Origin of the sequence: Plesiocystis pacifica SIR-1 (assembly GCF_000170895.1) — a bacterium.
Lineage (GTDB): Bacteria > Myxococcota_A > Polyangia > Nannocystales > Nannocystaceae > Plesiocystis > Plesiocystis pacifica.
On record NZ_ABCS01000093.1, the window covers coordinates 1 to 25,189 of the forward strand.

Consider the following 25,189-nt stretch of genomic DNA (forward strand, 5'->3'; position numbering starts at 1 on the left):
GCGCCGGCACCAGCCGCGCCTGCGCCCGTCGCTCCAGCTCCAGCGCCCACTCCGGCCCCCGCGCCCGCAGCGGCAGCGCCGGCAGGATCGAAACCGTCGACGCGAGGCTGGACCATGTTCATGGAGGCCGAAGAGCCGGGCGCGCCGCCCGAAGCTGCGCCTGCGCCCGCGCCGGCTCAGCCGCCGGCGCCGGCTCAGCCTGCAGCGCCCGCGCCGGCGGCCACGAGCAACGCCCCGAGCACCCGGGGTTGGACCATGTTCATGGAGGCCGAGGCGCCCGCCGAGGGAGCCGCGCCCGCTCCGGTTGGGACGCCGGCGCCCGAGCCCGCCGCCACACCCGAGGCCGCGCCGCCGCCGAGCCAGCCGACCGCGGCCTCCGACGCCCGGGGCTGGACGGTGTTCATGGAGAAGAAGCCGGACGGCACGACCGAGCCGGTCTCGAGCCCGACGCCGGCCGCTCCGGTGGCCGAGCAGCCCGTGGAGACCCTCGCCCCGTCGGCCGCCGCCGTGCCCGAACCTGCGGCTGCGGCTCCTGCCGCGACCGACGGCGCGCTGTCGCCTCGCGGTCAGACCATCGTCATGGGTGAAGCGCCCGAGGTCCCGGACCCGACCGCGGCACCGGCACCAGCGCCGGCACCGGCACCAGCACCGGCCGTTGCCGACGACGACGACGAGGGCGTCAGCGTGCCCGCCAACGTGGCGGCGGTGGTCGAGGCCACCCCGCGCGCGCCGGCGACCCCGGCCGCGGAGCAGCCCTCGAGCGTGCCCGCGACGGCGACCCCCACCGCCGTCCAGCCGGCCCAGGGGGGCTCCAAGGTCGGCCTCTACATCGTCATCGGCATCGCCGTGGTGGTCGGCATCGCCGCGCTGCTCATGTTCACCTGAGCGCCTGCAGCCGCGAGCGCGCCTCTCGGGCGACCTCGCGCAGCCATCGACCTGCCCAGCGCCACAGCGCGATGAGCAGGTCGATCTCGTCGTAGTCGGTCATCAGCACCAGCTTGCCCGAGCCCGCGTGGCGCCGCTCCGCGCAGGCGAGCTGGGCGAACTGGGCCCTGCGCTGGGGATCTTCGGCCCGCGGCACCCCAGCCTGCGGGTGTTTGCGGGCGAGCAGCAGCCCGCCCGAGCGCACGAAGTGGATCACGCCCTCGAGCTCGCCCGCGTCGAAGTAGGTCCCGCAGCTCGGGCACTCGTCGACGATGATCCCCGAGATCCAGGCGAAGTTGCGCCGATTCATGATTTGAGCGCACACCGGGCAGCTGCGGTAGACGACCTCGTCAGCCATGCGCGCGGTCTGGCGGGTGACCGTGCGAGGATCAGGGACGGCGGTCCGGGTCTGGGACTCGCGGATGATCGCCTCGAGGGTGCTCCGCGTGACCCAAGTCCCGCCACAGCTCTGGCAGCCGTGGATGCGGTGCTCGGCCCCGCGGTAGACCGAATTCCCTCCTGCCGCGAGGCGCGGGTCGAGGGCCCGCGGGGTCATGGCGTCCGTGCATCCCGCGCAGTTGAGCTCGCTGGGCCCGTCCGAAGCCGCGAGCGGGGGCGCGTCGCAAAGGTCGCACTGCCCAGGGCCCACGTCGCCCTGGGGGGCGTCGCAGCTCGGGTGGGGGGAGCTCGTCGTCGTGTCCACGAAGGCCGTGGATTCAGGCTAGCAAAAGGAGCGAGGGGGACAGGGGAGCTTGGCTTCGCGCGCGCCTTCGCTCGGGTTGGCGTTGCTGTCGCTCACCTCGCCGGGCTACCATCGCCGCGATGATCCCCTACGAGGTCCTCATCCAGACGATCGCTGATTGGAAGGCGGGCGTTCGCCCCGTCGCGCCCACCCCTCCGCCGGCGCCGGAGCCCGTCGCCGAGGAGTACGTGGCCGAGGAGTACGCGGCCGAGGAGTACGCGGCCGAGGAGTACGTGGCCGAGGAGTACGCGGCCGAGCCCGAGGGTGAGTACGCGGCCGAGGGCGAGTACGCGGCCGAGGGCGAGTACGCGGCTGAGGGCCAGCAAGAGTACGCGGCCGAGGGCGAGCACGCGGCCGAGCCCGAGGGTGAGTACGCGGCCGAGGGCCAGCAGGAGTACGCGGCCGAGGGCGAGTACGCGGCCGAGGGTCAGCAGGAGTACGCGGCCGAGGGCGAGTACGCGGCCGAGGGCGAGGGCGAGTACGTGGCTGAGGGCCAGCAGGAGTACGCGGCCGAGGACCAGCAGGAGTACGCGGCCGAGGACCAGCAAGAGGACGCCCCCGAGGAGTACCCCTCTGAGGGTGAGTACTGAGCCGAGTCGAACCGACTACTCGGCCACGGGCGGATCCGCGAGGATCGCGTAGCTGCGCTCATAGTACTCGCCGGCCCGGATGCCACGGACGTCGATGCTCTTGAGCGAGTCCATGCGTTCGAGCAGGGCGCTGAGCGCCTCGGGCGACTCGAGGGTCGAGCCGTTGACCGAGAGGAGCACGTCGCCGACCTGCAGATCGCAGCCCGGCGCGCACAGCTCCGGGTCCTCGGGCCACAGCCGCGTGATGACCCAGCCCTCGAAGCGCCCCTGGGGGCGGTAGGGCTCGGGACCCAGCTGGGCGAGGAGATAGGCGGGGGACCCGTCCCGCGTCGCGCGGGTGAGCTCGCCACGGTAGATCGAGCTCTCTGGGCGAGGCGGCCGCTCGACGTCTCCGTCGCCGTGCACGTCACCCTGGGCTGGATCGGCCTGGTTGTCGCCGTCCTCGCCGCGCGCCGGGGCCTCGGCGCTGGGGCTGGGCCGACAGGCGAGGGCGAGGAGCATCACGGGCAGAGCCAAGTGGGCGCGCATGCTCCCACCTTCGAAGGCTCGGCTCCCCAGGGCAAATTTTCGACGGCTCAACAACCCTCGCCCACGGACTCCCCTGACCGAGAGCGTCCGGGCAGTTCGAGGTCGTCCTTGCCCCGCCAGATGACGCCCCCGCGAGTGGGGGCGACCACGAGCCTTCTCCCTGGCACGAACTCCATTGCCCACCAAACCAAAGCGAGGAGCGGAGAGCGACGAGGCGCCCCGGTCCCAGGCGCCTGTGGGGGCAAAACAGCGCTCAGAGACTGAGTAAATCACAGTCTCTGCCTATTTTAGCCGTCGTGGACGACGCCACGCCCTCCCTGCCCCACGTCCACGACTCAGTCGGGCGCGGGGAGGTTCTTGATGCCGGACTCGCGCGGAGGCTTGCTCGGGCTGATGCTCGGCGACTTCTTCTTGGGCGTCGACTTCTTCTTGGACGAAGACGAGGACTTCTTCTTGGTCGAGGACGAGGACTTCTTCTTGGCCTCTTCGGCGGCCTTGGCCTCCTCGGCGGCCTTGGCCTCCTCGGCGGCTTTCGCCTCCTCGGCGGCCTTCGCCTCTTCAGCGGCTTTCGCCTCCTCTGCGGCCTTGGCCTCGTCCGTGGGCGCGTCTGCGGCAGCGCCACCGGTCTCGGCGGCGCCGGCCTCGGCGGCAGCACCGGGCTCAGCCCCCGCTTCGGCGGCTTCCTCGGGGGCCTTGGCCTCCTCGGCCGGGGCAGCCGCTGCCGCCGCTGCATCGTCCTTTTCGGCGGCGTCGTCCGCCTCGGCGACTTCCTCCCCGGAGCTGCCCGAGCCCAGGAAGAAGGCGAGCAGCCCGCCGACGACGAGGACGACGATCAAGCCGATGATCCAGGTGAGCTTGCCGCCGCTCTCGAGGTTGCTGCGCTCGCGGCCCTCGCTGGCTGCGAGGTTCGTGAGCTCGGCACCGTCGGCGTAGAAGGTCTTGTGTCGGCCGCCCGAGCGCGCCTCTTCGGAGAAGTCGCCCTTGAACTCGTAGACGGTCTTGCCCGCGCTGGCGAGGAGCTCGTCGTTGCGGGCATCACTCGCGGCGGGCTGGGCCGGCTGAGGTTGAGCTTGGGGAGCGGGCTGAGCCTGCGCGGCGGGCTGATCCTGCGCGGCGGCCTGAGCGGGTGCGGCCGCGCCCGGGTAGCCCGGGGTGGGGTGGCCGGAGCCCCCGGGTAGCTGCACGGCGACCCCGGGCGGAGACGCGGCGACGTACTGCGGCTGCGCGCCCTGTCCTTGGATCTGGGTCTGGCCCCGTTGCGGTCCTGGATTGGCTGGCTGGTTCACGCAGTCCCGAGTGTGCCACGGCGAGGCCCCGGGGTCAGGCCCGGCCGCTGGCCAGTCCGCGCCGCCGGCCTTGGCGCGCCCTCGGGCGATGATGCAAGATGCTCGCGGTTGCGCGATGAACACGCCTATCCCACGTTTTCTCGTCTTTGAGGGCATCGACGGCAGCGGCACGACCACCCAGCTGCGCCGGGTCTCCGAGGCCCTGCGCGAGCGCGGTCACCGGGTCGTCGAGACCCGTCAGCCTTCGCCGGGGCCGATCGGCGCCCTGACCCGGGAGCTGCTCGCCGTGGACGGGGGCAAAGCCCGCACCGTCGGGCCCGAGGGCCTGGCGCTGATGTTCGCGGCCGATCGCCTCGAGCACCTCGCGCGGGTGGTCGAGCCCGCCCTGTCGGAGGGGGCCGTCGTGCTCTGCGATCGTTACGTCGTGTCCTCTTGGGTCTACCAGTCCCTCGACTGCGACCGGGCCTGGGTCCGGACCATCAACACCCACGCGCGCTGGCCGGACCGCACCTATGTGTTCGATCTCGATCCAGAGATCGCCCTGGCACGGGTCGCGGCGCGCCGGGCCGAGACCGGTCAGGTGGTCGAGCGCTTCGACGTCCCCGACACCCAACGGCGCCTGGCCGCAGGCTACCGCGCCGTCCTCGACGAGGCGGACCTGAGCGGGCTGGTCGCCGTCGACGCGGCGGCGAGCATCGACGCGGTCACGACCGCCATCGTCGAGGATCTGCTCGCGCAGGGCTTTTAGGCTTCGACTCGCTCGGCTCGCCAGCGATGGAAGCGGCTGGCGGCGAAGCTCAGCGCGGCCAGACAAGCCAGCAAGATCATCACCGACGTGCGCAGCTGCTTGCGAACGCCTGCGGTCGACTGCGCCTGGGCGCTGTCGAGGCGCGCGAGCGCGGCCATGACCTGGGGCTCGTCGGGGTGCAGCTCGCGGGCCGTGGCCAGGAGCATGCGTCGTCCGGGATCGTCGACGGCCTCGACCTCGGACTCGAGCACGAGGGCGTCGACGGTCAGCTCGCGGGCGCGCTGGGGATCGCGATCGGCCACGAGCATCGCGCTCTTGCGCAGCAGCTGGGCGGCGCGGGCTCGGTCGTTCTCCGTCTCGAGCACGTGGTCGGCGACCTCGGCGTAGAAGGGCGCGAGCAAGTCGGGGCCCTTGTCGCCGAGGGCGGCGGAGTCGCTGAGCAGGGTGTCGAGCATGGCCGCGCCGGCGACGGGATCCTCGTGGGCGAGGGCCCGGGTCACGCGCGCGTCTCGGTCCCGGCTGCGGGTCTCGTCGACGTGGGCGATGTAGGCCCGGTACAGCCGCTCGGGCTGGGCCTCGCACTCGGGCTCGATCACGCTGGCGCCCTCGGGGCTGCGCACCCACAGCTTGCACGCGGGCTCGAGCAGCTTGGGCGCCTCGGCCTCGAGGCGGGCTCGGATCGCCAAGCGGGCGTGCTCGCGGTAGCTCAGCTCGGCGCGGCGCGTGGTCGTCTGGCCGCCGAGCAGGCGGATCGATTTCTTGCGGATCGTCGGCTGGGGCCCGACGACGTAGGCGTCGAAGGCCTCGCGCGCGGCCTGGCGAACGCCCGGGGCCTCGGCGTCGACGTAGTCGAGGAGCAGCGGCGCGGCCTCGCCGTCGCGGACCTCGGCGTAGCTCGACAGCACGGCCCCGAGCAGGCGGCGATCGTCGGCGACGGACTCGAGCGCGCGCTGGGGCGAGAGGCGATCGACGCGGTCGAGGCAGTAGGTCGCGTACTCGGCCCGGCGCAGCAGCCAGGCGTCGTCGCTCTTTTCGCTGATGCCCTCGGGCGGCACGCTCTCGTGCATCAGGTGGGGAATGGCCGCATCGGAGAGCCCGTCGATGGCCCGGCCGACCTCGTCGCGGAAGGTCCCGCCGTGGATGTAGGCCGCGTCGAGCAGGGTCGCCACGAGCTCGGCCATGCGCTCGGGATCGATGTCGGCTTGGCCGTCCTCGGCCTGGGCGATCTTGGTCGTCGCCTCGAGCAGGGCGCAGGTCACCAGCAGCTCGCGGTAGACCGGGCGCAGCAGCTTGGACACGCGGGCGGGCTCGAGGGCCAGCAGGTCCTCGTACCAGTCCTCGGACAGGCGCACGTCGTAGCCGTGGGCCTTCTTCCAGTGCAGGTCGAAGTAGCCGTAGCGGTTGGGGACGTCGCCCCCGATCACGCCGAGCACCTGCTCGTACTCGCGCTTGGGTCGCTCGCGCTCGGCGAGGAGCTCGTCGCGGATCTGTGGCCACAGCTCCGGGCTCGCCTCGGCCAGGTTGCGCACGGGTCCGCCGATCTCGTCGATCGGCCCGTCGCGCACGGCGGCCAAGAGCGCCTGGAAGGCCTCGACGTCCTCGGGAGGGGAGGGCGCAAAGTCGGGCTCGAGGGCCGCGTCGGGGCTGCCCGAAGCCAGGCGCTCGGCCTCGAGGGCGGCGCGCTTGTCTTCTTGGTGCTGCTCCCACCACGCCTCGCCGATCTCGCCGTAGAGGCGCAAGCGCCTGGCGAGGTCGTCGAAGGTCACGGCTTCCCCGTCGCGCGCGAGGGCGCTGTCCCCCACGCGGGTCTCGATCACGACCTCGTCGGGCGGGCCGGTGCAGGCCTGACACGCCAGCAGACTCAGCACGCCCAGGCGCAGACCGAGCTGCGGTCGTCGATGGGGGAGGGACTTGGCCACTGCCTCTGCGGCTAGCGGACTTTTGCGGCGCGACCAAAAAAACGACGGCCGCGGCGGGTCTCTCGAGCGCCCCCGGTGGGGGCTCTGGGACCGGCCGCGGCCGTCGGTTTTTTAAGGCTAAAGTCTAATCTTAGAGTCGAAATTGAGTGGAGATTCCGAGGTCTTGGGCAGGGAAAGCTCGAAGTCAGTGGAGCTTGTGCCGAGGCACCGGCGCGCCGACCTCGGGGACGAAGCGGAGGAAGCGGACACCCACGCCGGTCAGCCCGCGCAGGTCGTCGCCCTCGTTGTAGTGGAGGTAGTAGTGGTTCTGAACCCGGGCCATGGCGCAGATGGCCGCGTCCTCGCCGGGCAGGGCGAAGCGGACGATGACCTTGGTCCGCAGCGGGAGGGGCTCGGACATCTCGACGAACATGCCGGTGCTCGAGATGTTGCGGGCGACGTACCACTGGTCGCCGAGCTCCTCGGTGGAGATCAGCACCCGGAAGACCTTGTCGATGCGTGTGGCCGAGCGACGTTCCTGCATGGCGAGATCTTTGCCGGGTGGGTGGATGAAATCAAATATCCTACATGTAATACATGCTTTGATGCGCAGCGGTCCAAGTGTGTGCAGCGATCGCCTGCCCAGGGCGCGGCTGCGCAGCTGCAGCGATTTTCAGCGGGAGAGAATCTCGACCAGGCCCCACAGCGCGGCGATCTGCAGGGCGCCGACGAGGAAGGCGACGAAGCCTGCGAACGCGCCGATGGCCCGGGGCAGGGCGCGGCCGGGGAGGCGGGCGAGGATCATGGCGAACACCCCGACGCTCGCCGCCGGCCACGCAGGCAAGGGGCGGACGCTGGGCAAAAGAATCATCACGGCCCAGGCGAGGGCGGCGAGGCCGAGGACGAGGCTGATCCAGCTCCAGTCTCGCCCGGTCCCCGTTTCGGGGGCACCGGCGTCGTCGTGTTCGGCGGCCTCGCTCACCGCCGGCAGTGTAGGGCCGCAGGCGAGAGCTTGTCAGCCCGAGTCTTTTGACCAATAAAGCGCCGTCATGACCGATGTGAAGGACGAAGCTCCCGCGTCGTCCGGGGGGTCCCCCGGCGGCAGCAGCTCCGCGGACGGCCAGCAGGCCTTTCGCTCGGGCTTCGTCGCGCTGTGCGGTCGGCCCAACGTCGGCAAGTCGACGCTGCTCAACGCCCTGCTGGGCGAGGAGCTCGCCGTGGCCACGGCGCTGCCCCAGACCACCCGCGAGCGCATGCTCGGGATCTGGACCAGCCCGCGCTTTCAGGCCGTGCTCGTCGACACCCCCGGGATCCACAAGCCCAAGTCGGCGCTGAACAAGTACATGGTCGAGGAGGCCGTGCGCGGGGCCCGGGACGTCGACGTGATCCTGATGCTCGCCGAGGTCCCCCGGGTGCCGCGGGGCAAGGACGGCCACGCGCTGATCCAGGAGTGGGAGCCAGGGCCTGGCGCCAAGGCGGCCGTCGAGCTGCTCGCGCCCCTGGGCAAGCCCATGGTCCTGGTCCTGACCAAGTGCGATCTGCTGGGTGAGCGCGACTGGCTGCTGCCGATCATCCAGCGCTGGCAGGCGATCCACGCGTTCGCGGGCGTGGTCCCGGTGTCCGCGGTGCAAGGCCGCGGCCTCGAGGCCCTGCGCGAAGAGGTCGAGGGGGCGCTGCCCGAGGGCCCGGCCTACTACGCCGACGATCAGCTCAGCGACCGCAGCATGCGCTGGCACGCATCGGAGCTGATCCGCGCCGAGCTGTTCGAGCGCCTGGGCCAGGAGCTGCCCTACAGCTCCGCCGTGACCATCCGCGAGTTCAAGGAGCTGCGCGAGCGCGACCGCATCGAGGCGACGATCCACGTCGAGCGCCCGAGCCAAAAGGGCATCGTCATCGGGGCCAAGGGCAAGTCCATCAAGGCCATCTCGATCGGCGCCCGCAAGCGCATCGAGCAGCTCACGGGGCGGCGCTGCGAGCTCTTCCTCGAGGTCCGGGTGACGGCCAAGTGGACCAAGGACCCGCGCAAGCTCGAGGATCTGGGCTACCGCGCGGCCGAAGCGGCGCCGGAGCTGGACGTGCAACCAGGCGTGCTGCCAGAGCTGCAGTCGGACCCGGAAGGGCAGGGTGAGTGAGATGAGCGAGATCGAGTTCGAAGGCGAGACCGTCGAGCTGAGCGCCGACGACGACCCGCGCGGGGCTTCGGCCGCCAGCGCGCCCCTGGTCGCGATCATCGGCCGGCCCAACGTCGGCAAGTCGACCCTGTTCAACCGCCTCGTCGGGCGCCGCGAGGCCATCGTCGAGGACCGCCCCGGGGTCACCCGCGACCGCCTCTACGGCGTCGCGTCCTGGGAGGGCCGGCACTTCTTGGTGGTCGACACCGGCGGCGTGGACCCGAGCCTCGACACCGGGCTGCCCGGGCACATCCGCAGCCAGGCCGAGGTCGCCATGGAAGAGGCGGACCTCATCTTGTTCGTGGTCGACGCCAAGGAGGGGGCCACGGCCGTCGACATCGACATCGCCGCCGAGCTCCGGCGCAGCGGCAAACCGGTGATGCTCGCGGCCAACAAGGCCGACAGCCCCTCGCGCGAGCTCGCGGCCGCGGCCATGCACGAGCTGGGCCTGGGTGAGGTCCACGCCGTGTCCGCGGCCCACGGCCGGGGCGTGGGCGACTTTTGCGACGCCTTGCTCGAGCGCCTCCCGGCCGCGACCGAGGCCCAGCCCACGCCCATCCCCCCGGGCACGCGCATCGCCTTCATCGGCCGGCCCAACGCCGGTAAGTCGACCCTGGTCAACACCCTGCTCGAGGAGCAGCGGGTGATCGTCTCGGACACCCCCGGGACCACCCGCGACCCGGTCTACCTGCCCTTTCGCTACAAGGACCGAGACCTGGTCCTGACCGACACGGCGGGGCTGCGGCGGCGCAAGCAGATCGCCCGGGCCATGGAGAAGCTCGCGGCCATCAAGTCGATCCGGACCATGGAGCGGACCCAGGTCGTGGTCCTGGTCATCGACGCGTCTCAGGGCGTGACGGATCAGGACCAACGGCTCGCGCGCATGGCCTTCGAGCGGGGCAAGGGCGTGGTCGTGGCCCTGCACAAGTGGGACCTGATCCGCCGCGACGGCAAGCTGGCCAAGGACACGCTGGCCTACACCCAGGAGGCCCTGGGCTTCCTCGAGAACCCCTACATCATCAAGTCCTCGGTCATCGGCGAGGGCCGGGACGAGGGCAAGGGGCGGGCCTTCAACCTCGCCGAGCTCCTCGACGCGTGCCTGAGCACGGCCGCGGCCCTGGGCAAGCGGATCCCGACCTCGGCCCTGAACGAGGAGCTGCAGGGCGCCGTCGCCGACCACAGCCCGCCGATGTACCGGGCCAAGTCCGTGCGCCTGTACTTTGCGACCCAGGCCGAGAACGAGCCGCCGCTGATCGTCATCTCGGCCAACCACGGCCGCTGCCTGAGCCCGGCCTACGAGCGCTACCTGCTGCGCCGGATCCGTCGGCGTTGGCACCTGCGCGGGGTGCCGGTGCGCCTGGTCGTGCGCGGTCGCGGGCGCGGCAACAAGGACCGGGGCAAAGAGCGCTCGGGCAAGAAGAAGTAGCGGCCCAGCTTGCGGCCCCCCAGCTTCCTGGGCGGTGACGATGGCGCGCCGCTCGGGCTGGTAGGGTCGCCGCATGCGTCGTCGTCGAGTCCTCGAAGGTGCCGGTGCGGTCCTCGCTACGGCGGGCCTGGGCGCGTGCGTGCCTCCCCCTGCGCGCGGGCAGGCGGAGGGCGGCGAGGGGGCAGGGGAGGCCCAGGCGGTCGCCATGGCCACGGTGCTCGAGCGCTTCGCCGCGCGCCCGACCACCGACGGCGCGGGCGCGACCTTGCGCCGGGTCTTTCCCCACCCGCAGCTTCGCAACCTCGACCCCTTCGTGCTCCTCGACGACTTCGACGTGCGTCGCCCGGCCGGCTTTCCAACCCATCCGCACCGCGGCTTCGAGGCCTTCACCTACATGATCGCCGGGGCCTTCCATCACAAGGACTCCATGGGCAACGACTCGGTCATCGGCCCCGGGGGGACGCAGCGCTTCACCAGCGGCCGGGGGGCGCGGCACTCGGAGATGCCGGCGACGGACGGGAGCAACCGCGGGCTGCAGCTTTGGGTCAACCTCCCGCGGCGGCTCAAGAAGATGGCGCCGAGCTACGCGGGCATCGACGGCGCGTCCATGCCCGCGCCGGTCGAGGGAGCGGGGCACGTGCTCCGCGAGGTCGTCGGCTCGCGCTCGCCGGTCGAGCTTCAAACAGAGGTTCAGTATTTCGACGTCGATCTCCTCGCCGACGCGCGCTTCGACCACGCGATCCCCTCGGGACACAACGCGCTGATCTACGTCCTCGATGGCGAGGTCGAATTGCTCGGTGAGCGCCTGGGAGAAGGAGAGGTCTTGCTGCCCACTCCAGGCCGCGTCCAGATCGCCGCGCGGTCTGCGAGTCGCATTTTATGGCTGTCTGGCGCGCCTCACGGCGAAGCGATCGTGCACCGCGGGCCCTTCGTCGATTGAGCCGCGGGGTCGGGGAGGGGCGTCGAGTCGTGAGCGGGCTCATCGTTTCAACCCAGCGCGTCTCCGCGGCCTCGCCATCGCGTTTGGCGATCGGGCTGAAAATCGCCAACCAGGTTGACGGTCAATTCCGTGCCTGACCCCCTTTACCGCCCCAAATCACTGTGAGAACGTGTTGGCCCCAACCTTGCTCAGGGTTGGAGCGAGCGGCTCGCCGCGCGCACCCTGTTCCCGGCGGTGACCCCGTCGGCCTTTTCCCTCATCCCCTAGGGGAGACCCCCATCGGGAGATTCGAGTTCCTCATGTCTCGCTTCACGCTCGGAAACCGCTTCGCCCTCCTGGCCGCTGCCGCGATGGTCACCACCTCGCTGACCGGCTGCCTCAACCACCCCCTCAAGCCCGTCGAGCTCGAGAAGGCCCAGACCAAGGACAGCCAGCTGCAGCTGACGGTCAACAAGGACGTCGACATCCTCTTCGTCATCGACAACTCCGGTTCGATGGGTGAGGAGCAGGCGAACCTCGCGGCGAACTTCGGCGCCTTCATCGGCGTGCTCGAGGACGAAGAGGTCGAGGCCAACTACCGCATCGGCGTCACCACGACCGACAACGGCAACCCCTGGTGCCCGCCGGGTCAGACCACCCCCGAGGGCGGCAACCTGGTCCTGAGCCCCTGCACCGGTCGCCTCAACGACTTCCTGTTCGGCACCGACGTCGACGTCCAGGCCCTCGCCTGCACCGACATCTGCACCCTCTCGGACGCCGAGCTCGAGATTCAGGACTCGATCACCGCGGTCGACCCCGACCCCAAGCCGCACCCCTGGCTCGAGAACATCGAGGGTCAAAAGAACATCCCCGAGGGCACCAGCACCACCGAGGCCTTCCAGTGCTTCGGTCCCCAGGGCGTCAACGGCTGCGGCTTCGAGTCGCAGCTCGAGTCCATGTACCTCGCCCTGGTCCGCGCCGTGTCGAACGGCGAGGACAACTACGGCTTCCTGCGTGACGCCGCCATCTTGGCCATCGTGCAGGTGACGGATGAGGCGGACTGCTCCTACAACAAGGACTGGTCGTCGATCTTCGACGAGGCCGGCAGCAAGGTGTTCTGGTCCGACCCCGAGTCGCCCTTCCCGACCTCGGCCGTGTGCTGGAACGCGGGCGTCGAGTGCACCGGCGACCCCTCCAGCTTCGACGAGTGCCACTCGGCCAACTACGACGAGAACGGCAACGTGGGCGCCAGCGACGACAACGCGGTGCTCCACCCCGTCACCCGCTACACCGGCCTGGTCCAGGACCTCGAGACCAACAAGCAGGCCCTCAACCCCGATCAGGAGGTCATCGTGGCCCTCATCGGTGGCGTCGACAACGACGGCGAGGCCTTCTACGGCGAGGTCGGCCTGACCGACCCGGGCTTCCAGGAGAGCTTCGGCATCGGGCCCGGCTGCACCGCGCCCAACCCCTTCGAGGACCCGATGATCGAGGGCGACGAGCTCGTCGAGGCCGTCCCGCCCGTGCGCCTCAAGGAGTTCACGGACCACTTCAGCCCCGGCAACCTGTTCTCGGTCTGCAACCCCGACTACGCCCCGGCCCTCGAGGCGGTCGCCAACGCCATCCGCGACCAGATTCAGCCGGCCTGCTACACGCAGTGCGCCAAGGACGTCGACGAGTCGACGGACATCCTCGACGCCGAGTGCACGGTCGAGGAGAACGCTCCGGGCGCCGCGACGGTGAGCCTCGAGGAGTGCCTCCGCGACGACAACGGCTACGTCATCGACCCGGGGACCAACGACTACACGATGCCCTCGGACGACGTGAACGTGTGCTTCGCGACCCTCGTCGACATCGGCGGCCAGACCCCCGACCCCAACGACGACATGTCGATGGAGTGCCTGGACCTGAACTACAACCTCGAGTTCAGCATCGCCCGTCGCCCCGGCTTCCCGGCCGCTGGTGGCACCTCCATCTCGGCGACCTGCTCGCTGTCCGAGTTCGCCACCCTCGACTGCCCCGACATCGGCGTGGGCGGCTGAGCGCGACTCAGACCAATAAAGGGAGGGCCCACGCGGGCCCTCTTTTTTGTTGGTTGCGCGGCGATCTAAAAACGAGCCGCCAGGCGCACGCTGCCGACGAGGTAGGCCGGGATCAGGCTCGTGTCGCGCAGCAGGATGTAGTAGCGGACGCCCATGCCGACGGCCCAGCGCTGGCCCAGGAGCATGTCGAGGCTCAGGCCGACGTGCCCGCCGAACTCGGGCGTGGGCTCGCAGACCGTCGCGGCGCTGCAGCTCAGCCCGAGGTCGCAGCCGCCGTCGTCGCGGCACTCGCCCCCCCACTGACCGGGCTGGGGACCGCTCGGCGATCGCACCCACATCAGCCCGACGCCCGCGTCGGCGCGGGGGACGAAGCGGCCGAGATCGAGGTTGTAGACCACGGACGCGCCGACGTGGGTGGCCTGGATGAAGCCGGGAGAGGCGAGCTCGGTGACCTCTTCGCCGACGAGCTCGAGGGTGCTCTCGGCGAACACGGGGTGGACCGTGTGGCTGACCATGAGCCGGGCGAACAACCAGGTGAGCACGCGCAGGTCGAGCTCGAGGGCCGCCCCGCCGCCGCGCATGACCGTGGCCGGGCGGCCGATGAAGGGGGCTCGGAAGGCGGCGTAGGTCGGCACCACGGTGAGCTGGAGGCGGTGCTCGTCGTCGTAGCTGGGGCGGACGGTGTGCGGGCGGTCCTTGCTCCATTGGCCCAGCTGATTGCGGGGGGCGTCGAGGAAGGGGGCCTCGTCGGGATCGCGGGGGCGCGGCTGCTCGAAGGGGTCGGTGCTGGGCGGAGGCTGGGGCTGGGGCTGGGGCTCGGGTACCGCCGCGTCTGGCGCGCTGGTCGAGTCCTCGGCCGGCCCAGCGTCGCTGACCGAAGGGGGCCCAGACACCGCGAGGAGGACGCCTAGCGCTGCGGCGCGAGGGAGCCCCCGGCGCGATCCGGCCGATCCGGCCGATTTGGCTAGGCCCCCTGGGTCCAGGCGTCGCACCGCACCAGCATAGCGGGAGCGCGACGCGGTAGACAGGCCGCAAAGGGTCTTGTAGACAGGCCTGCCGTGAGCGACGACCTCGACTTCATGCCGGCCGGCTCCGCCGGGGACTCCGACTCGAGTGAGGAGTCGGCCGACACCAAGGGCAAGGCCAAAGACGACGGGCGCGAGCCTGGTGAGCGCGCCGAGCTGCCGACCTGGAACCGGGCCCGACGCAAGCGCAAGGCGAACGTCAAGGCGGCCGAGCAGGACGACGCGTTCCAGCGAGGCGTGCGCAAGGCGGGGCGGCAGGTCGTCGACACGCCCAAGCTGGTCATCGGCGGGCTGCTCATCGCCGCGTGCGCGATCGGTGGCGGCGTCGCGCTCAAGAACAGCATGGCCACGAAGAACGCGGTGGCCTCCCGCGACCTGAGCGAGGCCACGGCCGCGAGCGTCCGCGGGCAGATCATCCCGGCCGAGGAGCAGATCGGCAAGGAGGACCTCATCGCGGCCTCGCCCCTGCCGATCTTCGCCACCGAGGAAGAGCGCGAGGCGGCCATCGACGCGGCCGTGGCCGCGGCCAAGGACTCGGGGCGCAAGGGCGTGGCCGCCGACGCGCTCATGGTCGAGGCCTCCCGGGCCATGCGGGCCGGGGACTGGGCCGCCGCGAAGACGGCCTACGAGTCCTTCCTCGCCGACACCAGCGCCGACCACCCGATGCGCTTTTTGGCCGTCGAGGGCAAGGGCCTGGCCCTCGAGGCGAGCGGAGAGCTCGACGCGGCGCTGACCGTGTTCGAGTCGCTCGCGCCGCGCTCCAGCGACTTTTACCGGCACATGGCGCTCTACCACCAAGGCCGCGTGCTCGAGGCCCTCGAGCGCAAGGACGACGCCATCGCCATCTACCAGCAGTTCTTCGAGGAGTTCCCGGCGACCTCCGAGGTCATGGCCACGCCGATGGTGCGGTCGCGGATTGAGGAGCTCGATCCCGAATACGCCGCTCTCCTGGGCGCGCCGCCGGCTTCGCCCCTGGGCTCGGACTTCATGCTCCCGGGCATGTGAGAGGGTGACCGTGCGCGCTGCTCCCCGCTCCCGCTCTCGACTCTGCGCCGGGCTCTGGGCCCTGGCCCTGGCGAGCCTGTCCGTCGCCGGCTGCGGCGGCGGGGCAGTGGGCAAGACCACGACCATCCACGCCGAGCGAGGCGAGGCCGCGCGCGCGGTGTGGTCCGTCGACTTCACCCACGAGTTCACCGTCCCCGAGAACTTCCGCTACCGCACCGAGGAGTACGGCTCGGCCACGGCCGACCCGGCCCGCGGCCTGGTCTACGCGGGCAGCCGCGACGGGACCTTGCTGGCCCTCGAGGATCGCCGCGGGGAGTTTGCCTGGGAGCTCGATCTCGGCGGCGGCCTGAGCGGGCGCCCCTTGATGCTGCGGGTCGAAGGCGACGCCGAGCAGGGCACGACGTGGGTCGCGGCCCCGGGCGAGCGCGCAGACTGGATGCTCGTCGGCACCGACGACGGCGCGCTGGTGGCCGTGGACCTCGACACCCGCGAGGTCGTGTGGCGCTACCGGACCACGGGGGTCATCCGCACCCAGCCGGTGCTCGGCGAGGGCGTGGTCCACTTCGTCAACTCCCGCGACGAGGTCGTCACCCTCGACGTGCGCGTCGGCGAGTACGTGTGGCAGTTCTCTGGCGCCTTCCAAAAAGACTTCACCGTGTTCGGGCGCGCGGGCCTGGCCTACCTCCCGCCCCGGGACGCGACCGCCGGAGACAGCGGCGTGCTGTTCACGGGCTTCGCCGACGGCAAGGTCATCGCCCTCGACGCGACCAGCGGCTCGACGCGCTGGCTGACCCCGCTCGCGCCCACGGCCGGCAAGGAGCTGTTCGTCGACGTCGACACCACGCCCTTGCTCTACCCCGAGCGCGGCGAGCTGGTCGTCGCCAACCAAAGCTCCGGCGTGTTCGCCCTCGATCTGGCCGACGGCTCGCGGCGCTGGAACACCGAGATCAAGGCGGTCGGCAGCATCGTCGAGGGACCCGGGCTCTACGTCGCGGCGAGCTCCCTCGAGGGCCTGGCCGGCATCGAGCTCGACGGCCGCGTGCGCTGGCGCGAGCAGACCGACCCCGGCAGCTTGTCGACGCCGCTCGTCGTCGGCGACACCCTGTTCGTCGCCCACTCGGACGCCGGCCTGTTCGCCTTCGAGGCGCGCACCGGCGAGCTGCTGTCGAGCTTCTTCAACGGGAGCGGGAGCAGCGGAGAGCCGATCTACGACCCCGTGCTCAACCGCGTGTACGCCAGCTCCGACCGCGGTGTGCTCTACGCCCTGCGCCTGCTCGGTCAGGGCTGACGGAGCACCGCCGAGGGGGGGCCCTCGCCGAGATCCTCGCGGTGGACCAGGCGTCCGCCGACGTGGACCGTGAGGGTGTCGGCGAGCAGGGCGAGGGAGGCCTCGGGCCAGTCGGCGCCGGCGTGGGGGACCTCGAAGCCGAGCCGGCGTCCACCCAGGGCGTCGCCGCGGCGCTCGATTAGCACGAAGCTGGCGCGGCCGGACTCGCGGTGCGCGGGCACGACGGCGTAGCGCCGGCCCCGGGCCGCGTCGAGGGTCCAGGCGGACTTGGGGATGGCGAGGTGAGCGGGGAGCCAGCCGACCTGGAAGCGGTCGCCGTTGCGGACGATGACCTGGACCCAGTGGAGGCAGTCGACCCCGCTGGCGTCGCAGGCCTCGACCCGCTCGCCGCGGATCCACACGGCCTGTTCGCTGCTGTCTGCGGCCGCGACCTCCTCGGGGGTCAGGGCTGCGGGCTGGCGCTCGCGGGCCTCGACGACGAGGTAGCGCTCCGCGGCCGGGGGCAAGGTGGGGGAGGGGGCGGCGAACAGGGGCGTGCGGCTGAGGGTCAGCTCGGCCGGTCGCCAATCGACGCCCTCGGGCAGGGCCATGCGTTCGGACCGGGGCCAGCGCTGGCCTGGGGTCAGGGTCCCGCCGTTGGGGCTGGCCGCCGTGACCACGAAGGCCGTCATCACCACGTCGTGAGCCGACAAGAGCGCGCCTCCGGGGGCTTTGAAGGCTGCGCCCTCGGTGCCCGCATCGCCGAAGGCGTTGGCGTCGATCCAGCGCAGGGCCGCGTCGAGGCCACGCACGCGACCGACCGGTTCGCCGGCCAGGGGTTGACCGCCGCGGGGGAGGGCGGCCTCGATGCCCTCGGCCAACAGGGACTCCGCGGCGTCGAGCTGGGCGCCCCGGGGGCCGATGAGCTCGACGCTGAGCCAGAATTGGGGGCCGGCGAGGCCTGAATCATCCATCTGCGCCAGCGCGGGGTCGGGCTCGAGGGCCTCGACCGCTGCGTCTACAGCAGGGTCTGTCGGCGGGTTCGTCGGTGGGTTCGTCGGGTCGGCGACGGGGAGCGGCGCGGGCTCGGGGGTTGGGTCTGTCGCCGCGGCGCCGCCTTGTTTGGCGGCTGCGCGCTCGGCCGCGCGTTCGGCCAGCGCGTCCGCGTAGCTGGTGCCCTTACCGGGCGGATTGGCCGACGAGTCGCCGTCGCCGCTTTCGGCGGCTGCGCCTTCGTCACCATCAATGGAGTCGCCCCCCGAATCTTCGGGGGGCGCTCCGGCCTTCGACCCCGCGCTCGCAGCCAAGCTGGCTACGAGGGCGAGGGCGAGGGTCGAGGGGCGATCAATCCTCCGACGCATCTCCCGCGTCGTCGCTGTCGCCATCGCTGCTGGCCGAGTCGTCGCCCGCCTCGGGCTCGGGGCCCGCGTCGTCCGCCGCCGGGGCGTCCTCCGCGGGAGCCCCCGCGTCGTCGCGGCTGGCCGAGTCGTCGGTCTCGGCGGGCGCGTCATCGCCAGCCTCGTCCGCGGACGCGTCCTCGCTCGAGCCCTCGTCCGCAGCCTCGGGAGCTGCGACTTCGCCGTCGGCGGCCTCGGCAGACGCGTCGGCTGCCTCGCCAGCGTCCTCACCCGAGGCGTCGTCGCCGGCAGCGAGCAGATCCTCGAGGACCTTCGGCGCGTGACCGGCGGCCTTGCGCACGATGTACTTGGCCTCGATGGTCCCGTCGGCCCCGATCACGTAGGTCGAGCGGATCATGCCGACCACGGCCTTGCCGTACATCTGCTTGGCCCCCCACGCGCCGAAGGCGATGGACATCGCGTAGTCGGTGTCGGCGAGCAGCGTGACCGTCAGATCGTGCTTGGCGCGGAACTTCGCGTGGGACTCCAGGCTGTCGGTGCTCACCCCGAAGATCTTCACACCCAGCTCACCGAAGGCCTCGAGGCGCTCGCTGAACTCCTTGGCCTCGGTCGTACAACCGGAGGTGTTGTCGCGGGGGTAGAAGTACACGACGTAGCGGGTCCCCCGGAGGCCGTCCGAGGAGTAGCGCTCGCCGTCGTCCGCCGGCAGATCGAAGCTCGGGACCGCGTCGCCGACCGCGAGCTCGACAGTGCTCGGACCGGGCTTTGCGGCCTTCTTCTTGGCAGCTTTTTTCTTGGCAGCCTTTTTCTTGGCGGTCTTCGGAGCGGCGACCTTCTTGGCCGCTTTTTTCTTTGCGGCCTTCTTGGCAGTCTTCTTGGCAGTCTTCTTCTTGACCGCAGTTTTCTTCTTGGCCGCGGTCTTCTTCTTGGCCGCGGTCTTCTTCTTGGCCGCGGTCTTCTTCTTGGCCGCGGTCTTTTTCTTGGCCGCGGTCTTCTTCTTGGCCGCGGTCTTCTTCTTGGCCGCGGTCTTCTTCTTGGCCGCGGTCTTCTTCTTGGCCGCAGTCTTCTTCTTGGCCGCAGTCTTCTTCTTGGCGCCCTTTTTCTTGGCCGCGGTCTTCTTCTTGGCGCCCTTTTTCTTGGCCGCGGTCTTCTTCTTGGCGGCCTTTTTCTTGGCCGCGGTCTTCTTCTTGGCCGCAGTCTTCTTCTTGGCCGCAGTCTTCTTCTTGGCCGCAGTCTTCTTCTTGGCCGCAGTCTTCTTCTTGGCCGCAGTCTTCTTCTTGGCCGCAGTCTTCTTCTTGGCCGCAGTCTTCTTCTTGGCGGCCTTTTTCTTGGCCGCGGTCTTCTTCTTGGCCGCAGTCTTCTTCTTGGCCGCAGTCTTCTTCTTGGCCGCAGTCTTCTTCTTGGCAGCCTTTTTCTTGGCCGCGGTCTTCTTCTTGGCGGCCTTTTTCTTGGCCGCGGTCTTCTTCTTGGCCGCGGTCTTCTTCTTGGCCGCAGTCTTCTTCTTGGCTGCGGTCTTCTTCTTCTTGGCGGCGGTCTTCTTCTTGGCGGCCTTCTTCTTGGCCGGCTTCTTCTTGGCGGCCTTTTTCTTGGCCGCGGCCTTCTTCTTGGCCGGCTTCTTCTTGGCCGCGGTCTTCTTCTTGGCCGCGGTCTTCTTCTTGGCCGCGGTCTTCTTCTTGGCCGCAGTCTTCTTCTTGGCCGCAGTCTTCTTCTTGGCCGCAGTCTTTTTCTTGGCCGCAGTCTTCTTCTTGGCCGCGGTCTTCTTCCTGGCAGGCTTCTTCTTGGCCGCAGCTTTTTTCCTGGCGGGGGCCTTCTTCCCAGCCGCCTTCTTCTTGGTCTTCGCCATGATGGTTGGATCCTCCTGCGCCCAGCATAACCCCAACGGAGCCAGGAACGGGCTGCCGGCAGCGACAGGCGGTCATCGAGGGAGGGTCGCGAGGGGTCGAGGGGCCGGGGCGATGGTCGTGAGCGGAGTGCTTTACAGCGTCGCCGGTCGGTCGCTACAGTGGCCCCGCCGTCGCACACCCTCGCACCATGCGCGGGGGTTCGCGCTTCAAGGAGATCCACATGTCGATTCGCCCCCTGCACGCCCATGGCTTCTCAGGTCTCGCTGGGACCCTCGCTCTGGCCTCCCTCGTCTGCTTTGGTGCTTGCACCGACGGGGAGAAGACCGACGCGGTCTCGGCCATGCAAAAGGCCGACGAGCCCGAGCCCAAGGCGGACAAGAAGGAAGGGGACAAGGAAAAGAAGGAGATCCCCACTTCGGAGCTGCCCGAGCCCACCGCCGAGGAGCTGGCCGCCTGGAACCGCAAGGATCCCGAGGGCGAAAAGCACCTCTACAAGTGGGACAAGAAGAACTCCAAGAAGATGCACAACTACTGGAAGGAGCTCCGCTGCCTCCGGGACAAGATGAAGTCCGAGGGTGACAAGGCGGTCGGTGTCGAGCCGGGGAGCCCCGAGTCGGTCCAGTGGGACAACTTCAAGCGGGCCTTCATCCCCCACGTCGACGGCTGGCAGCAGCGCCTGTTCGCGGCCGAGGGTCAGGAGGTCCTGACCAAGTCCAAGTACATCTCGAACATCATCGAGGCCCACGAGCTGGTCATGAACGGCTATCCCTCCGCCTACAACGACGGGGACGCCAAGCTGATCAAGCGCCAGGACGCCCTGTGGCTCGTGGTCGAGAACAAGGTCGTCGACTACTCCAACAAGATCGGCGCACCGATCTCCTTCCCGGACCCGGAGAGCGAGAAGGAGATGAAGAAGTGGGAGAAGTTCTGCGACCCGGTGCTCAAGCCCCCGAAGCGCAAGAAGTAGGCCCAGACGCAGGCCCCACGAAACGAGCGAGCAGCCCCAATCGGGCTGCTCGCTTCATTTTGGGTTCGGCAACCCCCATGCACCCTGGGCCGCGGGCTCAAACCGAGCGGCGCTCTAGAAGGCAGATGGTTCTCCATCCCCGGCAGACCGCACCCCCGGAACGGGGTGACCCATGCCCCTAGAAGGCAGATGATTCTCCATCCCCGGCAGACCGCACCCCCGGAACGGGGGTGACCCCATGCCCTCTAGAGGGCACGAACCCCATTGCCCACCAGCCCCAGCGGAGGAGCGGACAGCGACGAAGCGCCCCCGGTCCTCAGGCGCCCGCGGGGGCAGAACAGCATCAGAGCTCGTCGAGCTCGTCGAGGGCGTCCTCGAGGCGGTCGAGCTCGTCGACGCTGACCCCATCGAGGCCGGCGCTGGCCTTGGTCTTGGCTTTGACCGCGCCGCCGCTCGCGACTCCAGCCGCGGCGTCGGCAGGCTGCATCCAGCGCCGCGCCAACAGCACGATGGCGACCAGAGCCAGCACCGTCCCGAGCACCACGGCCGCGAGGATTTCGCCCTGGGAGCTGCTGCCCATCTTGTCCTCGCCAAAGCGCTGGACCAAGATCGCCTCGATCTCGCCCTTTTCCTTGCCGTCCTTGGCGAGCTCGAGGATGTCGTCTTCGAGCTCGCGGGCGGCCTGGCTGGGGCAGCTGGCGATGGACCGACCCGGGCAGTAGGGCGAAGGCATGTCGCTGGCGATGTCGCGGGCGACGGCTTCGGCCTGGAGATCGTTGGCAGAGGGCTGAGCAGGGGAGCTCATCGAGGCGAGACCCTAGCACGGACGTTAACAAAGCGAGCGAGGGACCTGGGTGGGTCCCCCGCTCGGGTCTCGATTCTCAGGGTCGGTCGGGATCAGCAGGCGTTGGCGTAGTCGCTGCAGCAGTCGTTGTACTGGGTGCAGAGGCTGTCGCAGTAGCAGCCGCCGGGGGCCTTGCCGCCGCAGCTGTTGGTGTCGCCGCAGGAGTTTGGGTCGGGCTCGGGCTCGGGCTCGGGCTCGGGGGCGGGCTCATCGGTGCACGCGCCAGCGTAGTCGTCGCAGCAGTCGTTGTACTGGGCGCACAGATCGTCGCAGTAGCAGCCGCCGGGCGCCTGGCCGCCGCAGCTGTTGGTGTCGCCGCAGGAGTTTTGATCGGGCTCGGGGGTGGGGTCGGGGTCGGGCTGGGGGTCGGGGTCCGGCTGGCCGCCGCCGTAGGGGGCGCCGCAGCTCGAGGACTCACCCGTGACCGCGCCGACGTTGCAGCTCGGCCAGCCGCCGCCGCCGACCGAGGGGAACATCGGGAATTCCGTGCACTCGGGCCCGGGGTTCCAGGTCCCGTCGGCGTCGTGGCAGGGGGTCAGGTCGATGCCCGAGTCCGACTCGAACCAGGGCATGCCGATGTGCATCATCGAGTAGTAGCCGCCGGTTCCGCAGGCGCCGCCGTAGGAGGTGATGCCGAACACGCGCCAGCTGCCGTCGTTGAGCTGCGTGAACACCGGGCCGCCCGAGTCGCCCTGGCACGAGTCCTCGCCGTTGCCGCCGACGAAGGCCTCGTCCTTGTTGGTGATGTAGTTGATGGTCGTCTTGACCTCGCGCTTGATGCCGTAGCCGAGGTTGTCGTCGGCGTTGCCGAAGCCGACCACGGTCACCGGCTGGCCCGGCTGGAGGTAGTCGGTCTCGCAGCCCATGACCGGGGGGACGATGGGGTAGTCGTCGACGGGCTGGACGAGCTTGCAGTAGGCGAAGTCGTTGCCGTTGCCGACGTTGGAGTAGCCGGGGAATTTCTTGCAGTACTCGGTGCCGACGTAGAAGCCGTCGTTTTGCCCGGAGATGTCGTCGCCGAAGCGGATGGAGCTGTAGTTGGTGCCGCAGTGGGCCGCGTAGATGACCACCTCGGGGTGGATGAGGGTGCCGGTGCACGAGCCGCTGAGGGAGACCGTCGTGGGCCATGCGCAGCTATTGACGGGCCCGCCACCGTAGATGTCGGTCTCGTCCTCGCTGGTGCCGGGGCGCTCGATCGCCTCGTCCTCAGCCTTCTCTTCCTCATCGTCGATGCTGATGCCTTCAGGGCGCTCAGGACGCCCCTCTTCGGGATCACACGCGGACAGCACGAAGCTTGCGCTAATCGCGGCACCAAGGAGGGGGAGGGCGTTGAGAGCGCGGAGGGGCTTGTGGGGGTTTTGGCTGGTCACGACGCGGCCAACCTAGGTCAGCGGGCCCACAATTTGGAGTCCAAAGTTTAGAACACTCACACTTGGGCAACCATGTTTTGCGAGCATACACACTGTTCTCGGAGTTTTTGAGGGAACTGTGAGCCGAAATACGTACATGTTGGGAAAAGAGCAACTTAGCACCACGTGTAGGTGAAAGTAGTCCAGGGTATGGCTACACAACTTGCAGTTGAGTGAACCCACAATGTGCGACGATGAGCGTTCAGAAATTTAGATGGGTCATTCGAGCGTGCGAGGTCCCCAGCGGAGATTTCAGGCTGTCGTCCGGTGATCAAAGCACCACCGATCTGCGATTGCTGGTCGGGCCGCGAAAGACGAGGATCTCGAGCGGGTCGCGGGACCGGCCGTGGAGGCCACGCACAGGCGAGGATGGCGCTTGATGAGCACGCCCGGCTCGGGGTAAGCCAGAGTCGTGCTTTCCATCGTCGTCCACGAAAAAGGTGGCAAGACCCAGCGCTTCCCCTTCGAGGGCGACCAGTTCACCGTTGGGCGCGAGGAGGACAACCAGCTGCTCCTCGATCGGGCGAACGTGTCCAAGCATCACCTGCGCTTTCGCCGGGTTGCGGGGGCGGTGGAGGTCCTCGACCTCGAGAGCACCAACGGGACCTACGTCAACGGCCGGCGCATCGTGCAGCCCCGACGCATCCGCCGCTCCGATCGGATCTACGTCGGCGACTTCATCTTGATGCTCGAGGGCGACGACCCGTCGATCGCGCCCCGAGAGCGGGCCGAGATCGAGGTCGCGGGCAAGCGCCAGGCCGTCGCCGTGCCGCCCAATGACGCCGAGCCGGGCGAGCCCTTGCCCGGGCGCGAAGAGGACGACGGCGGGCTGATGACCTCTGCGCGCCGAGTCGCCGGGGCGGGGGTGGAGAGCGCGGTCCTCGACAAGATCGCCGGTCGGGTCATCCGCACGGCGCTGATCAACATTCGCGACCTCGATCCGCTCAACGCGGCGTCGATCTCGGACTCCGACCGCGAGCGGGCCGTGGCGCTGATCGACTCGATGATCGCCGAGCTGCAGCGCAACGGGGAGATCGAGAAGGAGGTCGACGTCGAGCCGCTCAAGGGCCGGATCCGTCGCGAGCTCCTCGAGCTCGGGCCGCTGACCGAGCTGATGCAAGACGACAGCGTGGCCGAGATTCAGGTCGTCGGGGGCGGCTCGATCCGCGTCGTCCGCGAGGGCGGCGGAGAGAACGCGCGGGCTGAGCTGGTCGCCCGTCGATTCTCGGGCGATCGGGCGCTGAGCCTGGCCTGTCGTCGTTTGGCGCGGCAGTGGGGCTTCCTCGTCGAGGGCGCGCAGATCCTCGAGGGCAAGGTCGCCGACGGCCTCTACATGTACGCCTTGCTGCCGCCGACGCAGGTCCAGAGCCCCGTGCTCAACCTGCGGCGGACGCGGACGGACGCCAACAACCTCTCGGCCCTGGTCCAAGAGGGCGTGCTCAGCGAGGACATGCGCGAGGTGCTGCGGGCGGCGATCCGCGGGACGCGGCGCCTGCTCATCTCGGCCTCGGGCGGCGTCAACCTCGAGCGCTTCATGGGGGCGCTGTGCGGCGAGGTGCCCGACGATCTGCGCGTGGTCTGCATCTCCGACACGGGGCAGTTGGGCGCGAGCCAGCGCAGCTGGATCCAGGTCCGCCGCATCGCGGACCCCGCGGACACCGTGCACCTGTCCGACGCCCTCGGCGTGCTGCTGCGCGGCGGCGTCGACCTGCTGGTGTCCCAGCGCACCCGCCACGAGGACGCGGCGGCGGTCATCGACGCGGTGTCCGGGGCGACCGCCGGGGCCGTGGTCTCGGTCTGGGGCATCGACTCGGCCCACGCGCTGAGCCGCCTCGCCGCCCTCAGCACGGTCGCCAGCGGCGCGATTCAGGCCCTGACCGTGGCCCTCGCGCGCTCTGTGGACTTGCTCGTGCGGATCACCGTGGGCGTCAACGGCGAGGCCATGCAGGTCATCGAGCTCGTCGAGCCGCGGGTCAAGGAGGGTGACCAGATCGTCCACATGCCCATCTTCCGGGCCATGAAGGGGAGCGACGGCACGGAATTCCGCCCCACGGGGACCGTGCCCCACTTCATCACGCAGCTGGCCGAGCGCGGGATCACCGTGCCGATGACCGTGTTCAAGCCCTGATCGGGCTGGACCCGCGCGCCCGAGCTTTTCCCCGGCGGCGCAAAGCGCTATGACCCCGGCGGATCATC

General features: G+C 70.0%; 21 protein-coding genes and 2 pseudogenes. 11 read left to right on the forward strand and 12 right to left on the reverse strand.

The features are described from left to right. Positions 1-114 precede the first annotated feature (114 nt). Positions 115-885 carry a hypothetical protein gene (locus PPSIR1_RS32275; protein ID WP_157596192.1) on the forward strand — a complete coding sequence of 257 codons (771 nt, stop codon included), beginning with the start codon at positions 115-117 and terminating at the stop codon, positions 883-885. Here PPSIR1_RS32275 and PPSIR1_RS44445 read toward each other — a convergent pair. Continuing rightward, positions 878-1,627 carry a zf-TFIIB domain-containing protein gene (locus tag PPSIR1_RS44445; protein ID WP_006975439.1) on the reverse strand — a complete coding sequence of 250 codons (750 nt, stop codon included), beginning with the start codon at positions 1,625-1,627 and terminating at the stop codon, positions 878-880. The genes PPSIR1_RS32275 and PPSIR1_RS44445 overlap by 8 nt on opposite strands. A 119-nt stretch (positions 1,628-1,746) precedes the next feature. Between PPSIR1_RS44445 and PPSIR1_RS32285 the strand changes: the two genes are divergently transcribed. Continuing rightward, positions 1,747-2,256, forward strand: a complete 510-nt coding sequence (locus tag PPSIR1_RS32285) for a hypothetical protein (RefSeq protein WP_006975440.1) — start codon at positions 1,747-1,749, stop codon at positions 2,254-2,256. Positions 2,257-2,271: 15 nt separating this feature from the next. Here the strand turns inward: PPSIR1_RS32285 and PPSIR1_RS32290 are convergent, their stop codons facing one another. Continuing rightward, complete coding sequence (locus PPSIR1_RS32290; RefSeq protein ID WP_006975441.1) at positions 2,272-2,784, reverse strand: hypothetical protein; 513 nt, start codon at positions 2,782-2,784, stop codon at positions 2,272-2,274. 335 nt (positions 2,785-3,119) lie between these two features. Next, positions 3,120-4,070 carry a hypothetical protein gene (locus PPSIR1_RS44450; protein WP_157596193.1) on the reverse strand — a complete coding sequence of 317 codons (951 nt, stop codon included), beginning with the start codon at positions 4,068-4,070 and terminating at the stop codon, positions 3,120-3,122. Between the two features lie 115 nt (positions 4,071-4,185). On the opposite strand from PPSIR1_RS44450, the gene tmk reads away from it, so the two are divergent. After that, positions 4,186-4,818 (forward strand): dTMP kinase, encoded by a 633-nt coding sequence (gene tmk, locus PPSIR1_RS32300; protein WP_006975443.1) that lies wholly within the window; start codon positions 4,186-4,188, stop codon positions 4,816-4,818. On the opposite strand, the gene PPSIR1_RS32305 is transcribed toward tmk, so the two are convergent. The 3 genes from PPSIR1_RS32305 to PPSIR1_RS32315 form a co-directional block, all read right to left on the reverse strand. Continuing rightward, on the reverse strand, positions 4,815-6,737 hold the full coding sequence (locus PPSIR1_RS32305) for a hypothetical protein (RefSeq protein ID WP_157596194.1): 1,923 nt from the start codon (positions 6,735-6,737) through the stop codon (positions 4,815-4,817). The genes tmk and PPSIR1_RS32305 overlap by 4 nt on opposite strands. 184 nt (positions 6,738-6,921) lie before the next feature. After that, on the reverse strand, positions 6,922-7,260 hold the full coding sequence (locus tag PPSIR1_RS32310) for a PilZ domain-containing protein (RefSeq protein WP_006975445.1): 339 nt from the start codon (positions 7,258-7,260) through the stop codon (positions 6,922-6,924). Positions 7,261-7,389: 129 nt separating this feature from the next. After that, positions 7,390-7,698: a hypothetical protein gene (locus PPSIR1_RS32315; protein WP_006975446.1), complete on the reverse strand. Its 309-nt coding sequence runs from the start codon at positions 7,696-7,698 to the stop codon at positions 7,390-7,392. Between the two features lie 67 nt (positions 7,699-7,765). Here PPSIR1_RS32315 and era point away from each other — a divergent pair, with 67 nt between their 5' ends. From era to PPSIR1_RS32335, 4 genes are all read left to right on the forward strand, one after another. Then, positions 7,766-8,848 carry a GTPase Era gene (era, locus tag PPSIR1_RS32320; protein WP_006975447.1) on the forward strand — a complete coding sequence of 361 codons (1,083 nt, stop codon included), beginning with the start codon at positions 7,766-7,768 and terminating at the stop codon, positions 8,846-8,848. Between the two features lies 1 nt (position 8,849). After that, positions 8,850-10,313 carry a ribosome biogenesis GTPase Der gene (gene der / locus PPSIR1_RS32325; protein ID WP_006975448.1) on the forward strand — a complete coding sequence of 488 codons (1,464 nt, stop codon included), beginning with the start codon at positions 8,850-8,852 and terminating at the stop codon, positions 10,311-10,313. Between the two features lie 73 nt (positions 10,314-10,386). After that, on the forward strand, positions 10,387-11,253 hold the full coding sequence (locus tag PPSIR1_RS32330) for a pirin family protein (RefSeq protein WP_086001899.1): 867 nt from the start codon (positions 10,387-10,389) through the stop codon (positions 11,251-11,253). Between the two features lie 299 nt (positions 11,254-11,552). Continuing rightward, complete coding sequence (locus PPSIR1_RS32335; RefSeq protein WP_006975450.1) at positions 11,553-13,274, forward strand: vWA domain-containing protein; 1,722 nt, start codon at positions 11,553-11,555, stop codon at positions 13,272-13,274. Positions 13,275-13,339: 65 nt separating this feature from the next. Here PPSIR1_RS32335 and PPSIR1_RS32340 read toward each other — a convergent pair whose 3' ends face one another. After that, positions 13,340-14,167, reverse strand: a complete 828-nt coding sequence (locus PPSIR1_RS32340; RefSeq protein ID WP_006975451.1) for a hypothetical protein — start codon at positions 14,165-14,167, stop codon at positions 13,340-13,342. A 165-nt stretch (positions 14,168-14,332) separates the two neighbouring features. Here PPSIR1_RS32340 and PPSIR1_RS32345 point away from each other — a divergent pair, with 165 nt between their 5' ends. Both PPSIR1_RS32345 and PPSIR1_RS32350 read left to right on the forward strand, forming a co-directional pair. Beyond that, positions 14,333-15,304: a tetratricopeptide repeat protein gene (locus PPSIR1_RS32345; RefSeq protein ID WP_006975452.1), complete on the forward strand. Its 972-nt coding sequence runs from the start codon at positions 14,333-14,335 to the stop codon at positions 15,302-15,304. Between the two features lie 10 nt (positions 15,305-15,314). Next, positions 15,315-16,592 (forward strand): outer membrane protein assembly factor BamB family protein, encoded by a 1,278-nt coding sequence (locus PPSIR1_RS32350; protein ID WP_157596195.1) that lies wholly within the window; start codon positions 15,315-15,317, stop codon positions 16,590-16,592. Here PPSIR1_RS32350 and PPSIR1_RS32355 read toward each other — a convergent pair. The 3 genes and pseudogenes from PPSIR1_RS32355 to PPSIR1_RS50430 form a co-directional block, all read right to left on the reverse strand. Further along, positions 16,583-17,932 (reverse strand): hypothetical protein, encoded by a 1,350-nt coding sequence (locus tag PPSIR1_RS32355; protein WP_157596196.1) that lies wholly within the window; start codon positions 17,930-17,932, stop codon positions 16,583-16,585. The genes PPSIR1_RS32350 and PPSIR1_RS32355 overlap by 10 nt on opposite strands. Then, positions 17,916-18,653, reverse strand: a pseudogene (locus PPSIR1_RS50425) (peroxiredoxin); the annotation flags it as partial. The pseudogene PPSIR1_RS50425 and the gene PPSIR1_RS32355, both read right to left, overlap by 17 nt. Before the next feature lie 48 nt (positions 18,654-18,701). After that, a pseudogene (locus tag PPSIR1_RS50430) lies at positions 18,702-18,785 on the reverse strand (50S ribosomal protein L17); the annotation flags it as partial. Positions 18,786-19,960: 1,175 nt separating this feature from the next. Here PPSIR1_RS50430 and PPSIR1_RS32365 point away from each other — a divergent pair. Then, positions 19,961-20,740, forward strand: coding sequence for a hypothetical protein (locus tag PPSIR1_RS32365; RefSeq protein ID WP_006975457.1), 780 nt, complete (start codon positions 19,961-19,963; stop codon positions 20,738-20,740). 343 nt (positions 20,741-21,083) lie between these two features. On the opposite strand, the gene PPSIR1_RS32370 is transcribed toward PPSIR1_RS32365, so the two are convergent. Next, positions 21,084-21,545 carry a cytochrome c-type biogenesis protein gene (locus PPSIR1_RS32370; protein ID WP_006975458.1) on the reverse strand — a complete coding sequence of 154 codons (462 nt, stop codon included), beginning with the start codon at positions 21,543-21,545 and terminating at the stop codon, positions 21,084-21,086. Between the two features lie 92 nt (positions 21,546-21,637). Then, positions 21,638-22,873 (reverse strand): trypsin-like serine protease, encoded by a 1,236-nt coding sequence (locus tag PPSIR1_RS32375; RefSeq protein ID WP_006975459.1) that lies wholly within the window; start codon positions 22,871-22,873, stop codon positions 21,638-21,640. Between the two features lie 532 nt (positions 22,874-23,405). Here PPSIR1_RS32375 and PPSIR1_RS32380 point away from each other — a divergent pair. Continuing rightward, positions 23,406-25,121 (forward strand): FHA domain-containing protein, encoded by a 1,716-nt coding sequence (locus PPSIR1_RS32380; RefSeq protein ID WP_006975460.1) that lies wholly within the window; start codon positions 23,406-23,408, stop codon positions 25,119-25,121. Positions 25,122-25,189: the final 68 nt, after the last annotated feature.